General features: G+C 70.5%; 11 protein-coding genes. 3 read left to right on the forward strand and 8 right to left on the reverse strand.

The window, feature by feature from the left end; genetic code table 11:
• Positions 1-175: 175 nt before the first annotated feature.
• The 8 genes from AB0M73_RS09755 to AB0M73_RS09790 all read right to left on the reverse strand — a co-directional run bounded on the left by AB0M73_RS09755 (position 176) and on the right by AB0M73_RS09790 (position 9,656).
• Positions 176-592, reverse strand: coding sequence for a hypothetical protein (locus AB0M73_RS09755; RefSeq protein WP_363889171.1), 417 nt, complete (start codon positions 590-592; stop codon positions 176-178).
• Positions 593-742: 150 nt separating this feature from the next.
• Positions 743-1,855, reverse strand: coding sequence for an o-succinylbenzoate synthase (gene menC / locus AB0M73_RS09760; protein ID WP_363889173.1), 1,113 nt, complete (start codon positions 1,853-1,855; stop codon positions 743-745).
• Complete coding sequence (locus tag AB0M73_RS09765) at positions 1,852-2,706, reverse strand: GNAT family N-acetyltransferase (protein WP_363889175.1); 855 nt, start codon at positions 2,704-2,706, stop codon at positions 1,852-1,854. The genes menC and AB0M73_RS09765 overlap by 4 nt, the downstream gene beginning before the upstream one ends.
• Positions 2,707-3,164: 458 nt before the next feature.
• Positions 3,165-3,365, reverse strand: a complete 201-nt coding sequence (locus AB0M73_RS09770) for a ferredoxin (RefSeq protein ID WP_363889734.1) — start codon at positions 3,363-3,365, stop codon at positions 3,165-3,167.
• Positions 3,366-3,378: 13 nt separating this feature from the next.
• Positions 3,379-4,617, reverse strand: a complete 1,239-nt coding sequence (locus AB0M73_RS09775) for a cytochrome P450 (RefSeq protein WP_363889177.1) — start codon at positions 4,615-4,617, stop codon at positions 3,379-3,381.
• A 192-nt stretch (positions 4,618-4,809) separates the two neighbouring features.
• Entirely contained in the window at positions 4,810-5,190 is a 381-nt protein-coding gene (locus AB0M73_RS09780; protein WP_363889179.1) for a cold shock domain-containing protein, read from the reverse strand.
• A 40-nt stretch (positions 5,191-5,230) separates the two neighbouring features.
• Entirely contained in the window at positions 5,231-7,669 is a 2,439-nt protein-coding gene (locus tag AB0M73_RS09785) for a glycoside hydrolase family 3 C-terminal domain-containing protein (RefSeq protein ID WP_363889182.1), read from the reverse strand.
• The gene (locus AB0M73_RS09790; RefSeq protein ID WP_363889184.1) at positions 7,638-9,656 is read right to left on the reverse strand and encodes a hypothetical protein; all 2,019 of its coding nucleotides are present in this window, start codon (positions 9,654-9,656) and stop codon (positions 7,638-7,640) included. The genes AB0M73_RS09785 and AB0M73_RS09790 overlap by 32 nt, the downstream gene beginning before the upstream one ends.
• Positions 9,657-9,926: 270 nt before the next feature.
• Between AB0M73_RS09790 and AB0M73_RS09795 the strand changes: the two genes are divergently transcribed.
• Genes AB0M73_RS09795 through AB0M73_RS09805 form a run of 3 tightly spaced genes read left to right on the forward strand, consistent with a single transcriptional unit; the run spans position 9,927 to position 14,602 of the window.
• Positions 9,927-10,109, forward strand: coding sequence for a DUF6229 family protein (locus AB0M73_RS09795; protein WP_363889186.1), 183 nt, complete (start codon positions 9,927-9,929; stop codon positions 10,107-10,109).
• A gap of 7 nt (positions 10,110-10,116) precedes the next feature.
• Positions 10,117-12,756: a type 2 lanthipeptide synthetase LanM family protein gene (locus AB0M73_RS09800; protein WP_363889188.1), complete on the forward strand. Its 2,640-nt coding sequence runs from the start codon at positions 10,117-10,119 to the stop codon at positions 12,754-12,756.
• Positions 12,749-14,602: an ABC transporter ATP-binding protein gene (locus tag AB0M73_RS09805; protein WP_363889190.1), complete on the forward strand. Its 1,854-nt coding sequence runs from the start codon at positions 12,749-12,751 to the stop codon at positions 14,600-14,602. Before AB0M73_RS09800 ends, AB0M73_RS09805 begins: the two co-directional genes overlap by 8 nt.
• Positions 14,603-14,691: the final 89 nt, after the last annotated feature.

Consider the following 14,691-nt stretch of genomic DNA (forward strand, 5'->3'; position numbering starts at 1 on the left):
GGCGAGGCCGCGGGGCGTGTGCCCCGCGGCCTCGTGTCGTGCCACTGCTCGTCAACAATTGTTCACACCGAGCGCCCGGACAATGTAAATCGCCTGAACCAACTCGGGCGTCGAAAAAAGGGAAGAATGTCGGTGACCGGGCGGGCGCGGCGGCGGAGCGCCCGACCCGGTCATCTCACGCCACGGTGACGTTCGTCAGTGACAGTTCGGTCTGCTGACCGTTCCCGTTGAGCCAGACGATGTCGAAAATCCAGATGTTGCCCGGCCTGCTCGGCGTCACATTGGGCACCGTGAAGTCGACGGCTCCGGATTTCGGATCCACGCTCGTCTTGATGAGCGTGTTGGGCGCGTGGCCCATCCCCGTGGAGTGCGCGAGCCACAGTTGGACGGCGGTCACCTGTGGCGCGTACGCGGTGTTGAAGTGCCAGGTCGCGTGGACCTGCTGGCCCGGAACGAAGGTCGTGGCGGACAGGGTGGTGTCCGTGACGACGTCCGACAGCGACGGCGGGTTGGCCTGCGCTGCCCCGGCGGAGAGGGCGATGGCGACGGCGGCGGAAGCGGCGAGCACGCCGATCCGGCGAAGGTACTGCATTTTCTTGCCCCCAGAGACAAGGCGACGGTACCTCATTATCTGAGCAGATTCGATTCAGTGGCGCAAGGCGGAGAGACCCAGCACACACCGAGGTATACATTGATGAATCCGCCGGGTCACCGGAGGTCTAGAACAATTAAAACGATTCCTTCACCCGTTTGCCGGCAACCAACGGGTGTCGGTCGTCAGTTCGTGCAGAATCTCGGGTACGGGGGTGACGCCGATTCCCGGCCCGGTCGGCACGCGGACGTGCCCGTTCTCGAGTGTGAACGGCTCGGTGACGTCCCGGTGGTAGTAGCGGTCGGACGCCGAGGTGTCACCGGGCAGGGTGAACCCGGGCAGCGAGGCCAGCGCCAGGTTGGCCGCCCGCCCGATCCCGGTCTCCAGCATCCCGCCGCACCACACGGGCACGCCGTGGGCCTGACAGACGTCGTGCACGCGGCGGGACTCCAGATAGCCGCCGACCCGTCCCGGTTTGATGTTCACGATGGCGCATGCGCCGAGGCTGATGGCGTCGGCCGCGACCTTGGCCGAGGTGATGGACTCGTCCAGGCAGATGGGCGTGCGCACCAGCCGGGCCAGCTGGGCGTGCCCGAGCAGGTCGTCCTCGGGCAGCGGCTGCTCGATCAGCAGGAGGTCGAACGGGTCGAGCTTGGCCAGCTGCCGCGCGTCGCCGACGGTGTAGGCGGTGTTGGCGTCGACCTGGAGCGGCACCTCGTCGCCGAAGCGTTCCCGGACCGCGCGCACCGGCTCCACGTCCCAGCCGGGCTCGATCTTCAGCTTGATCCGCACGTAGCCCTGGTCGAGATAGCCGGCCACGGCGTCGAGCAGCTGCGGGATGGTGTCCATGATGCCGACCGAAACACCGGAGGCCACGCGGTCGACCGCGCCGCCGAGATAGCGGGCCAGCGACAGGTCAAGGGCGCGCAGCTCGGCGTCGAGGAAGGCCGTCTCCAGCGCGGCCTTGGCCATCTGGTGGCCGTGAAATCGTTGCATGGCACGGGAAACGGCGTGAACGTCCGGATCGGACAGTGCGGTGATCTCCGGGAACAGCACGTGCTCGATCACGTGTGCGGCGGCGTCCACGTATTCCGGCGAGTACACCGGCGCGGCCATGGCCACGCACTCCGACCAGCCCTCGCCCTGGTCGGTGACCAGCCGCAGCAGCAACAGGTCCCGGGTGCTCTCGCTGCCGAACGACGTCCGGAACGCGCCCACCAGCGGCAGCGTCGCCCAGCGCAGCTCAAGGCCCTCGATCTTCACGCGTCCTCCCCGCGGTCGAGCAGATATCCACCCTCACGGCTGAATCCGGTGATCACGGCACCGTCGGCCAGCAGACCGCCGAGCACGTCGCGCACCGCGAGGCGCCAGCGCAGCGCGGCCTCGGGCTGCGCCTTGCGCACGGCGTAGATGTCGGCCGGGATGCGGACTTCCACATGGCGGCCCTTGATCTCGCCCGGGACCGGCCGTTGCTCGCCGTCAATGTCCAACGCCACCAACGCATCCGCCGCCCGCTCGACCGGATGCCCGGCCAGTGCCCGTGTGACGACCGGGTCCGCGAGATCCCACTCCAGCAGGATGCGGTCGCTCTCGTCGCCGGCGTTGAGCTCATCGGGCATGTCGCCGTAGAAGGACTCCAGGTACACATGGCAGCGCGCGCCCAGCTTGGCCAGGTTGAAGTGCGCGTTGCGGGACACCAGCGGGTCGAAGGTCCAGCCGATCATGCGCAGCCCGTTGTCCAGCGCCCACACGCGCTGGTGCGTCTTCAGCGCGAACCCGACGCCGCGGACCTGCCCGTCCGGCAGCACGCCGGTGATGTGCGAGTGCAGGCTTCGGGTGTCCGGCGGGCCGAAGAACCCCATTGTCGCGCCGACCATCGTGTCGCCGCGGTACGCCGCCGCCACATAGCTGCCGAGGTGCGAGACGACTCGCAACAGTTCCAGCGTGGTCGGCGGGTTCGTCGGGTCCGGCCGCCACACCCGGTCGAGCAGCACACGAACCTGGTCCAGCTCCGGCAGTTCGTGCACCAGCCGCACCGTCACCCCGGCCTGCTCCGCCGCCGAGTCCGCCCGCGCCCGCGCCGCCTCGTGAACTTCCGTCCCCGCCTCGATCATCCGTCATGCCTAGCACACAAATCCCGGCCCCAGCAGGGGCTTGGCCCGTACCCATCGGGCCTGATCAGCGCAACCGGCGGCGGCGTCCGACGCGCCCGGGGGCGATGTCCGCTCCACCCGAAGCGGCCGGGATGGGAGACTGGAGGCATGGACAGACTGGTCCTGGAGGCCGCCTGGTGAGTGTATTAGGCATTCCCGATCCGGATGGCACCGTCGCCCCGTGCCCGGGCTGTGGCCACGCGACCGTGGTCGCGACCACCAGCACCGGCGCGGAGCGACTGCACTGCGGGACGTACGAGCCCGTGTGCCGCCCCACCCGGCCCACCACCAGGGTGGCCCGCATGTTCGGTCGTTTGACCAAGCTCGTCGGAGGTGACCCGCGTCACTAGTCGGTCGGAACCTCGGCCGATGGACAACCAGGGCGCCACCCGCGACCGCGGGTGGCGCCCTGTCCTGTCTCAGCCGCGCTCGGTCAGCCTGATGACCGCGTTGGGACACATGGTGGCCGCCTCACGCACGGCGACGGCCTGCTCCTCGGCCGGGTCGGCGTCCAGCAGCACCACCAGGCCGGTGTCCTCGTCCTGGTCGAACACCGCGGGTGCGGCCAGTGCGCACACACCCGAGGCGATGCAGAGGTCGGTGTCGGTCTCGATGTGGATCACGAGATGTCTCCTACTGCGCCTGCGCCGGCAGCACTTCGTCGAACAACACGGGCAGATGGGCGGGACCGGGCACGATGTTGTCCTCGCGCAGCGGCACCTCGGACACCGGCACCGCGCAGCGCAGCGACGGCACCCGCCGCAGCACCGTCTCCAGCGCCACCCGCAGTTCGAGCCGAGCCAGCTGCTGGCCGACGCAGGCGTGCGGGCCACGGCCGAAGTTGAGGTGCGAGTTGGGCGTGCGGGCCAGGTCGAGCTTCTCGGGGTCCGGGAAGACCTCCGCGTCGTGCGACCCGGCGCCGATGCCGGCCAGCACGTAGTCGCCCGCCTTGATCTGGACGCCGGCGATCTCGGTGTCGACGATGGCCTGGCGCAGGATGCCGACGTTGCCCGGCAGGTAGCGGACGAACTCGTCGACGGCGGTCGGCGCCAGCGACGGGTCCTCGACCAGCCGGGCCATCTCGTCCGGGAACTCGAACAGGGTCAGCATGATGAAGGTGAGCATGCCGGCCGTGACGTCGAAGCCGGCGGAGATCAGGGCGAACCCGATCGACTCCAGCTCGTCGTCGGTGAACGGCTTCTCGCCGGCCTCGCTGCGGGTGATGATGTGGCTGAGCGCGTCGTCGCCGGGGTTCTCGCGGCGGTCGACCAGCAGCTTGCGCACGTACGCCTTGAGCTTGTCGAACGCGGCGGTCGCCGTCTCCACGTCGATGTTGATGTCCAGGGCCGCGGACGCCGAGTCGTGGAACAGCTGGCGGTCCTCGTAGGGCACGTCCATCAGGTCCGCGATGACCGCGGTCGTCACCGGCTTGGAGAACAGCTCGTGCAGGTCGACGGGCTGCTCGGCGCCGGCGATGGCGTCCAGCCGCTCGTCGACGATGCGCTGCACCTCGGGCCGCAGTTTGTCGATCCGCTTGGCCGCGCCGAGTTCGATGCCGAAGGCACGCCGGAACCGCAGGTGCTCCGCGCCGTCCATGCGGTTGAAGTCGCCGGGCTCCATCGGCTGCGGCGGCCACATCCGGGGCAGCATGTGGTTGATCGAGCCGGCGCCCGAGCTGAACCGGGTGGCGTCGCTGAGCACGTCACGGACGTCGTCGTACCGGTTGACCATCCAGGCGTCGATGCCGGCGGGCGTGCGCACCCGCGCCACGGGCCCGTTCAGGTCGGTCTCCTCGTGCCCGGCCGCGGCGGCGAACGGGCACCCCCTCGTGCGGTCGACGGCACGCGCGGACAAATCGGTGCTGACTGACAAGGCCCACTCCCCTTGTGTGCGCATTCCCCAGTGGGCGTGACAGCGTTGTCACGCAACACTGCGAAGTTATCGGTGTTAACCCGATACCGGCAAGGGGAGTCCGGATTTTCCTGCCCCCATGATCCAGAAATGGCCGAGGGTCAGGACGAGCTGGTCGGGAAAACGGGCGGCCGTGGCCGCCGCCCGCTTCCGCTAGAGCGAGACGCCGCGGGACCGGGCCACATCGGCGACCGTCTGGCGGATCCGCACGATCTGCGCCCCGGTCAGGTCCGGCACCTCGACCAGCAACGCCTCCGTCAGCTCCGCGCCGAACGCCGACACGGAGCCACCACCTCCACCGCTGTAGCCCGAGCCCCGGCCGCCGCCGCGGCCGCCCGTGCGCCGCACGTCGACGGCCTTCAGGCCCCGGTCGCCCTCCTCGATCTCGAATTCGACCGTGGTGCCCGGCTTGAACACCGACTTGTCCTCGCTGAGGTCGTTCGCGTGCACAAAAACGTCCTCGCTACCGGAATCCGGCGCGATGAACCCGAAGCCCCGCACGTCGTCGAACCGCAGCACGCGCCCTGTGGCCACACCCACCAACTCTCACCTCGCACAACCACACAACCCACTGTCAACCGGCTACTGTACCGGCGCTCAGGTCAACGGTGAGTCGCCGGTCGGCCACCGAGCGTCCAACCTCCAGCCGGTGCCCGCCGACGGCGTCGCGCCAGCCGCCGTCCCGCCACACCTGCCGCGACCGGCGCGGGACCGTGATCACCGCGGTGGCCGTGCGGCCGGGCTCGGCGGTGACGGAGGCGAAACCGGCCAGCCAGCGGCGCGGCCGCTCGGAATCGGGTTCGGTCGGCGCCAGATAGGCCTGCACAACCTCGCGACCGGGCCGATTGCCGGCATTGCGGACAACGACCGTCGCCGTGCCGAGAATGTCGGGGTCCTCATCGGACGGTGCGAATTCCACCGATTCGTACGCCCAATCCGTGTAGCCGATTCCGTGGCCGAACCAGTAGGCCGGCTCGGTGTCGCCGCGCTGCCAGGCCCGGTAGCCGATGAACACGCCCTCCTCGTAGCGGAGCGTGCCGTCGGTCGGCGTCACGTTCAGCACCGGGGAATCCTCGGTGCGCTTCGGCCACGTCGTCGGCAGCCGGCCGCCGGGTTCGGTGGCGCCGTTGAGGACGTCGGCCAGCGCCGCACCGGCGGCCTGGCCCGGGAACCACGTGAGCAGCACCGCCGCCACGTCGTCGGCCCAGGGCATCTCCACCGGCGAACCGGCGTTCACCACCACGATCGTGCGGGGATTGGCCTCGGCGACCCGCCGTACCAACTCATCCTGTGGGCCCGGCAGCGCCAGCGTCGTGCGGTCGAAACCCTCGCTCTCGCTCTGGTCCGTCGTGCCGACCACGACCACCGCCACATCGGCGTGCTTCGCGACGGCGACCGCCTTCTCGATGCGCCGTTCCGGATCGGACTCGGGGCCGCTGTGGCCGACGGTCAGCGCGATCCACACGTACTTGTTGATGCCGCGCTCCAGGCCCAGCGGCGTGAGGCGGAAGCTCACCTCGACCGGTTGCCCCGCCGGCAGATCGACGTCGAAACGCTCTTCCCGCGGGTTCAGGATCGCCGTGAACGGGTCGTCGCCGCTCGGCATGGTCGACTGCTCGAACAGCACCGTGCCGCCGATCTCCAGCCGGGCCTGGCCGAGGCCGATGAAGCTGAAGGTCTGCCGGCCCGTCTCGAACGGCGTGAACGTGCCGGCGATCTCCACCGACCGCACGCGCTTCGGGTCCACGCCGGCCGGCGCCTCGCCGATCCACCGGATTTGGCCGTTCTCCAGCGGCCCCGTGGCGACTTCGCCGCCGTCCGCGTCCAGGGCCCGCCAGCGGAGGTCTGCGTTGTCCCCCAACGGAGGCAGCTGTGTGCGGGGGTCAGCGCCGAGCTCGTACGTCACGTCCGGGAAGGCCTGTCGGAGGCCGTCCAACGGCGAGATCACCTCTTCCGGGAACACCACCGCGCTGCCGCCACCGAGGATCCTCGCGTCGTTCGCCGCGCCGCCGAGCACCGCAAGCATTCCCGCCTTCGTTGCGTCCAGCGGTAGTAGATCCGCCTTGTTGTGCAGCAACACGAACGACCGCGCCGCCACCTCCCGCGCCAGCGCGCCGCCGTCGATCGGCTCCGGGACCGTCGTCACCGCCGGCTCCACGCCGTCCAGGATTCCCACCCTCGCCGCCAGCAGCAGCACCCGGCGGACCATCGCGTCCAGGACGTCCTCCGGCACCCGGCCGTCTCGGACCGCCGCCGCCAGGTCCGGCCCGAACGGCGTGATCGGGCCCGGCATCGCCACGTCCAGCCCGCCCTTCGCGGCCCGCTCCGTGTGTCTGGTCGCCGTCCAGTCCGAGACGATGAAGCCGTCGAACCCCCACTCCTCGCGCAGGATTCCGTTCTGCAGCGGGCCGTGCTCGGTCATCGTCGCCCCGTTGACCGAGTTGTAGGCCGCCATCACTCCCCACGGCTTCGCCTGCTTCACGATGATCTCGAACGGCGCGAGGTACAGCTCCCGCAACGTCCGCTCATCGGCTTGCACGTCCACCGTGTAACGCTGCGTCTCCGAGTCGTTGGCCACGAAGTGCTTCACCGTCGTCGCCACACCCCCGTCCTGGACGCCGCTCACGTACCCGGCCCCCACCAGCCCGGTCAGCAGCGGATCCTCCGAGTAGCACTCGAAATGCCGCCCACCAAGCGGCGTCCGGTGCAGGTTCACCGTCGGCGCCAGCAGCACGTGGACGCCCTTGCGCCTCGCCTCCTGCGCCAGCAGCCGCCCCACGGCGCGCGCCAGCTCCGGATCCCAGCACGCCGCCAGCGCCGTCGGGCTCGGCAGCGCCACCGACGGGTCGTCCGGCGTCTGCCTCGTCCCCCGCACGCCGATCGGCCCGTCCGACATCACCAGCGACGCCAGCCCGATCCGCGCCGCCGCCGGCAGCGACCACCGGTCCTGCCCCGCCACCAGCCCGGCCTTCGTGTCCAGATCAAGCCGCTTGACCAACTCGTCGAGATCCATGCCCCCACCCTGCCAGAACCGCCAACCAGGACCGCCCTTCCAATAACCCGAAGAGCCGGAACAGCCGGCGAATCCGACGTCGGTGCCGCGGATGGTGCTCGGTGAGCCGCCGGATCGCCAGCCGCCTGCTGCCCCCGTCCAGCACGAGATCGAACAGTTCGATCAGCCGCTCCCTCGCCTTGGGGTCGTAGTGGGCGGACAATGCCAACTCCAGCATCGACTGCAGCGCCCTCGCCCCGAACACCTCGTCGCGAAGCACATGCCAGAACAGCGCCGCCAGCAACCGCTGAACTGTCAGGCGATCCCGCCCGACCGCCGGCGGGAACCAGAAGTCGGGATCGGGGTCGATGCCGGCCAGCGCCCAGCCGACGGAAAGCGCGATCGTCCGCAGCCCCTCGGTCCGATCCGCCACATACACCCAGCGGCACATCGCCTGGAGCACGGTGATCTGATTGTCCGGCCGTCGGAACAGCTCTCGCACAGCCCACACGACCCAGTTCTGCTGCTGCGGACTCTCGGCGCGGCCGAGCCGTTCCAGCTGCTTCAGGGCCTCCCCCGGTTCCCTCGTGCCGTACGGTAGGCCGTACACCATCGCGGCGGTCGTCTTCCGCCACACGCCGGACCGCTGCTCGATCCACAGGTTCAACGTCTCGGCGACGAGTTCACGACGGTCATGCTCGAGCGCCAGCTGCGATAGCGTCGCCGCGGCGAACATACGCTTGTACGACCGAGGGGCGCCGGCGAAATCGCGCACGAAATGCAGCGGATCGCTCGCCGGTACGCCCAGCACGACCGTGCAGAGCGCCGTCACGCCTTTTCCGAACGACGTCCGCGCGAGCCAGTCGGCCAGGATCGGTTGCAATGCCGGGTACTGCGCCCAAGCATGACAAAGCAGGGCCGGTGCCCAGTCCTTGCGGGCGAATCGCACCGTCTCCTCAGTCAGCCCCGCGTAAAGCCGATGTTCCCGCCGCTCGACCTTCGCACCGACCGTGGCCAGCAACTCGTCGCGGGAGAACTGGAACACCCGCCGCGGCCTAGGCTTCTTGTCCTCCGGCAGCTCGGCAACCCGAATCGCCTGCTCGAGTTCTTCGGCCTCCTCGAACACCTGGTTCGACGTCAGATGCTCCAACACCGCGACTGCCACCATCACCACGTACTCGGTCAGCCGTCGACCGGTGTCGAACCACCTGCGCACCGCGCCGGCGAGCTCCTCATCGAACTGTTGAACCGCTTCTTCCGCCTCCACGTCGCCGGCGACGATCCGCCCTGCCAGTTCCGCCGCCCGTGCGGCCTTGCGCGGCGAGGCACCGAGCTGCAGCGACCGCCCGAAAGTCTCGGTGAGCACCCATAGCTGCTTGTCCTCATCCATGCTGTGTGTGGCGCGCACACACGCTTCCGCAACAGCCATCGAGTTCGGCGCCACCAGCGGCACGAGTTCGGCCCGCAACGCGTCTGGCATCTCGTCCTGGTGATGAACCAACACGACCAGGTACCCACCCGCGTCCCGCACGGCGTTGCGGACGGCCTCGAACTGGAATTCGTCGAGAGGCTCCCGCACCTGCCACACGTAGCCGAAGCCGGCCTTGAGGTGCCGGGCGCGTTCGCGGTTCAGGTGGCGGGGCGGATTCACGCCCTTGATGTCGGTCCTGCTGTGCTGACGCAGCAAGTGGATCGCAGCGATGTACCAACCGTTCCCGTTACCGCCGAGCAGCACCACGCGGTCCCGCGCCAGCCGTTGTCTCGCTTCCTCGAAGCGCCCGCCACGAGGCACGAAGAACTCGCCGGCAGCGGCCAGTTCGCGCGGGGTGGGCCCACCCGACACCAGGTCCTCGACCGGGCCGGCCACCGCGTGCAGGTGCACACCGCCCTCGATCTTGCTGGCCTGCACGCTGTTCTGGACGTCCGAGGCCTGATTGCTGGTCGTCGTCTCGGGGACCGCATTGGTCGGGATGAACTTCGCATCAAGCGGATCCGACTGTTCGTCCATATGCGCTCCCTTGCGGTTCGAACGATGGCGGTGAGTCTGCGGTCACGGCGGGTATCGGTCTCCCCGAAAATCGGGACTGCCCGGCACCGGATCGGCGCGAAAGGCAGCTGGGCCTGCCCACCCACTCCTTGTGGGTGTGGGCGGTTCCCGGGTCCGCCTCCGACCCTTCACCCCGAAGGCAGCGTGCCCCTCGCTCGCCCGGCTCTGTCACCAGCGAAAAGGTCGGGCCTACGTTGGATTCGTTCCGTACCCGACCGAAAGGGGAACCCGATGTCGCCAACAGACCTCGTGGCACAGTGGCGTGCGGACATCCAGGCGCCGGACAACCCGGCGGGCCCGCTCTACACCGGCGGCGAGCACACCGAGTCGGAACTGGCCAACCGCATCCCGCCGGACACCCTGCACGGCTGTGGGACGGCCTGCACCGGGTCGCGCACCCGGCTCTGCTGCTGAGCCCGCGATGACCGAGGCCGGCGATTTCGACGATTGTCTTGGCTGCCTGGTCGGGCCGGCACTGGACAACCTGGAAACCGGGCTGCGCGGTGTCGCCGGCCTCACCCCCGCCGAGGCAGGGGCGCTGCACGAGGGCGCGGCCGCGGCGCTGCTGGAAACGGTGCGGCGCAAGGTGACCCGCACGCTCGTGCTGGAGCTGAACGCCGCGCGGGTGACAGGCCGGTTGACGGGTGCGGACCCGGCACAGCGGTGGGCGGAGTTCCTTGCGCTGGCGGCACGGCGTGAGTTCTGGCACTCGTTGACCGAGCACTATCCGACGTTGCTGGCGCGGGTGGACGTGATCGTGGCCAACCGCTGCGCGGCGGCGCTGGAGCTCGCCACCCGGTTCGCGGCCGACCGCGACCCGGCGCTAGGTGAGCTGCTGACGGTGACCTTCGGGGCCGGCGACAGCCACCGTCACGGCCGCACGGTGGCGATCCTGCGCTGCACCAACGGAAACACCGTGTACAAGCCGCGTTCGGTGGCGGTCGATCGGGCCTTGTCGACGCTGCTGGCCGCGCTCAACGTCAAGATCAGGGTGCCCGACGTGCTGGTGCGGGACGGCTACGGGTGGGCTGAATTCGTGACCCATCGATACTGCGCGGACGACGAACTCGCGCGGTTCTATCGCGGCATCGGGCACTGGCTGGCGATCTCCCGTCTGGTCGGCGGCAGCGATCTGCACGCGGAGAACCTGATCGCCTGCGGTCCGGTCCCGGTCGTCGTGGACTGCGAGACGCTGTTCACCCCGCTGGAACCGATCGAGCCCTCGCTGGGCGGCATCGCCGTGGACCGGGCGCGGGCGCTGGTCAGCGGTTCGGTGCTGCGGACCGGTCTGCTGCCGGGGCGGGGCACAGCGCTGGGCTGGCGCGGCATCGACACGTCGGCCGTCGGCTCGCTGCCGGACCAGCAGCCACAGACGGAGCTGCCGGTGGTCCTCGGCCTCGGCACGGACACCGCACGCGTGGGCCTGGCGCCGGCGGAAATCCCGTCCGCCGCCAACCATCCCAGCCCGGAGCCGGCGCTGTCGAAGCACTGGCCGCAGGTGCTGGCCGGCTTCGACGAGCTGACCAGGCAACTGATCGCCCTGGACCGTGAGGGGCGGCTGGGGCCGCTGCTGGAGCCGTTCCACGCCTGCGAGGTGCGAATCGTCAAGCGCGCCACCGAGCAGTACGCGGAGGTCGGCCGCATGCTGTGGCATCCGGTCTCGTTGCACGACCAGCCGGCGGCGGTCGAGCGCGCCGCGAAGGTGCTGACGTCGACGGAGATCGAGGACCTGCTGGCCGGCGACATCCCTTTCTACACGGCCGTTCCCGAGGTCGCCGAGGCCCTGGACCGCTTCCGGCGCGGCGACGTCGAGGTGGAACGTGAGGTGATCAAGGCGGCCCTGGTCAGCGCCTACCTCAACGACGGCTGGCTGCCGGACGACAAGCCGATGCGGCCGACGGTCATCCGCACCGACGACCTGGATCGCCGCCGTCGCCGGCTCGCCGCGGAGCTGACGCAGCGGCTTGTACGAGCGGCGATCCGAGGCGAAGACGGTTCGGCGACGTGGATCGCGCCGGTGCTGGACGACACCGGCTGGACGGTGCGGCCGCTCAGCCCGGACGTGTACGGCGGCGCGGCCGGCGTCGCGATGGTGCTGGCCGGCTACCAGCACGAGGTGCGCGCCGATCGAGCCGATCCCGTGGCGGGCGTCGACTCGCTGCTGGAGGACACCGTGCGGTCGATCGACGGCGTAGCCGGGGAGATGGCGCAGTGGCGTCGAGACCACCCCGACCACCGGCCGCCGCAGGCCGGCGCCTATCTGGGCGTCGGCGGGCAGATCTGGTTCCACCGCCGCTGCGACGGCCTGGCCGCGGCAGTGGCGGCCGACCAGCAGTACGACGTGCTGATGGGCATGGCCGGCGCGGTCGTGCCGCTGCTCGACATCGGCGCGGTCGACAAGGCCAGGGACATCGGCGGCCGGCTGGTCGAGGCGGCACAGATCGTCGAAGGCCGGGCGCACTGGGCCTCGATCCGCTGGCCGGCCGGGCTCGGTGGCTTCGCCCACGGGTCGACGGGCATCGGCTGGGCGCTGGCCCGGTTGGCCCTGGCCACCGGCGACGACCGCTACGCGGCCGTCGCGGGGGCCGCCGAACGGTACGAGGAGGCCAACTACAAGATCGACCGCAACGGCTGGCTTGACAACCGCGAAGAAGACCGAATCGGCACCGCCTGGTGCCATGGAGCTGCGGGAATAGGGGTCGCGGCGGCCGACCTCTGGCGGCGCGCCGGGCACCCCCGACACCTCGACGTGCTGCGTCGGAGCGCCCGGTCGGTCTGGCCCGCTAGCTTCGGCTGGAACCACACGTTGTGTCACGGCGACCTGGGATGTTGGGAGGTGGTGCAGGAGGCGATTTCCGCCGGCGTCGGGCCGGCCGGGTTGGACAGACGCGAGTTGGACGCCCACGTGATCGGTGGGCTGGAGGAGTTCGGCGCGGTTTCCGGGTTGGCCCGGGACGCCTTCTCCCCCGGCCTGCTCCCGGGCCTGGGCGGAGTGGCGTACCAGCTGCTGCGGATGCATCCCGGCTGTGACCTGCCGACGGTGTTGCTGCCCCATGCTTGAGCAGGAGCTGGAGTCCCCGTACTGGCGGCTGGACGACGCCCGGGACGCCGAGCTGGGACTCTGGCGGCTGGTGCGGAGGCTGCCCGGGACCGTTCGGCCCGTGCTGGGCATCATCCGGGCCGCCGCGCCCGGGGCGGCGCTGACCGTGCTCGTGCTGCAACTGGCGTCCGGCGTGGCCGCGGCCACCGGGCTGCTGGAAACCAGCGCGACGCTCCAGCAACTGCTCAGCGGTGGGGTGGCCGCGGCGGTGGGCCCGGTGCTGCTGCTGGCGTCCGTCTACGCGCTCAAGGGCGCGCTGGACGCCGGCGTGGCCCTGGCCCACGCGCGGGTCGGCCCGGCAGTGCATCGGGTGGCCGAGTTAAGGCTGCTCGCCGCCGCGCTGGACGTGGAGCTGGTCGCCTTCGACGACGACCGGTTCTACGACCGGATGCACCGCGCCCGGGACCAGGGGCTGGACCATCTGGATCGGGCCGGCGACAACCTGGTCGAGCTGGTGGGCGCCGGTGTCGGCGTGGCGGCGGCCGCGGTCAGCCTGGCCGTCATGCATCCGGTGCTGCTGCCGGTCCTGATGCTGGGACTGCTGCCGCAGGCGTGGGCCGTGCTGCGGTCGGCGCGGTTGGGTTACCTGGGTTCCGCACGGACGGTGAGCCTGCTGCGTCGGCTGTGGATGGTCAACGGTCTCGCGACCGAGCGGGAGTCCGCCGCGGAGTTGCGGGCCTGCCAGGCCGCGCCGTTCGTGCTCGGCGAGTACCGCACGCTCGCCGAGGCGTACCGCGATCAGCGAACGCGGGTCGCCGTGGCACAGGCACGAATCGGCGCGGTCGGCCGGGCCCTGGCCGCGGTCGGAACGGCCGGCACGTACGCGGTGCTGTTGCTCATGCTGCACGCGGGCTGGTTGCCGCTGGCCGTGGCCGGTGCGGCGGTCGTCGCCATCCGGTCGGCGACCGCCGCGCTGACCCGGCTGGTGCTGGCCGCCAATCTAGTGTTCGAGCAGTCCCTGTACATCGCGGACTACCTCGCGTTCGTCGCCGACGCGGACGGTAGGCAGCGGCCGGCGGGCGAGCTGGAGGCGCCCGCCGCGCCCGCCGCGATCACCTTGCGCGGGGTGGGTTTCGCCTACCCCGGCGGGGAGCCGTGCCTGCACGGGGTCGACATGGTGATCCGGCACGGCCGCACGGTCGCCCTGGTGGGCGAGAACGGGTCCGGCAAGACCACGCTGGCCAAGGTGATCGCCGGCCTGTACCGGCCGGCTGCCGGCACGATCGAGTGGGACGGTGTGGATGTCGCCCACATCTCCCCCGATTCGCTGGCCGACCGGGTGGTGCTGGTGCCACAGGACGCCGTGCGGTGGCCGCACACGGCCCACACCAACGTCCGCATCGGCCGGCACGACCGGCCCGATCCCGGCGACCGCTCCCTGCGGTCCGCCGCCGCCCTCGCGCGCGCCGACGAGGTCGTCGACGACCTGCCACAGGGCTGGAACACCGTGCTGTCCAAGCACTTCCGGGGCGGCCGCGAGCTGTCGGGCGGCCAGTGGCAGCGCTTGGCCATCGCCCGCGGCATCTTCCGCGACGCACCCGTCCTGATCTGCGACGAGCCCACCGCCCCGCTCGACGCCAAGGCCGAGTTCGCCGTCTACGAGTCCCTGCGCGAGCTGGCCGGCGGCCGCACCGTGGTGCTGATCACCCACCGCCTGGCCAGCGTCCGCCACGCCGACTGGATTTACGTCCTGCACAAGGGAACGGTGGTGGAGCAGGGCACCCATGCCGTCCTGCTCAAGGCCGCCGGCCGCTACGCGGAGCTGTATTCCTTGCAGGCCCGCGCCTATGCCGGTGACGGTCAGTAGGAGCATGCCGATTGCACCGCTCGGCGGCACGCGGCGGTTCGCGGAGCGGGTGGCATGTCGTCGCTCAGCCGCCAGCAAGGGTGAACGGG

The sequence above is a fragment of the Kutzneria sp. NPDC051319 genome (assembly GCF_040682195.1).
Classification (GTDB): Bacteria; Actinomycetota; Actinomycetes; order Mycobacteriales; family Pseudonocardiaceae; genus Kutzneria.

Excerpts from the sequence above, each read along its gene's own strand:
- AB0M73_RS09785 (WP_363889182.1), bottom strand. The coding sequence starts at position 7,669 with ATGGATCTCGACGAGTTGGTCAAGCGGCTTGATCTGGACACGAAGGCC.
- AB0M73_RS09795 (WP_363889186.1), top strand. The coding sequence starts at position 9,927 with ATGTCGCCAACAGACCTCGTGGCACAGTGGCGTGCGGACATCCAGGCG.
- AB0M73_RS09765 (WP_363889175.1), bottom strand. The coding sequence starts at position 2,706 with ATGATCGAGGCGGGGACGGAAGTTCACGAGGCGGCGCGGGCGCGGGCG.
- AB0M73_RS09805 (WP_363889190.1), top strand. The coding sequence starts at position 12,749 with ATGCTTGAGCAGGAGCTGGAGTCCCCGTACTGGCGGCTGGACGACGCC.
- AB0M73_RS09755 (WP_363889171.1), bottom strand. The coding sequence starts at position 592 with ATGCAGTACCTTCGCCGGATCGGCGTGCTCGCCGCTTCCGCCGCCGTC.
- AB0M73_RS09790 (WP_363889184.1), bottom strand. The coding sequence starts at position 9,656 with ATGGACGAACAGTCGGATCCGCTTGATGCGAAGTTCATCCCGACCAAT.
- AB0M73_RS09800 (WP_363889188.1), top strand. The coding sequence starts at position 10,117 with ATGACCGAGGCCGGCGATTTCGACGATTGTCTTGGCTGCCTGGTCGGG.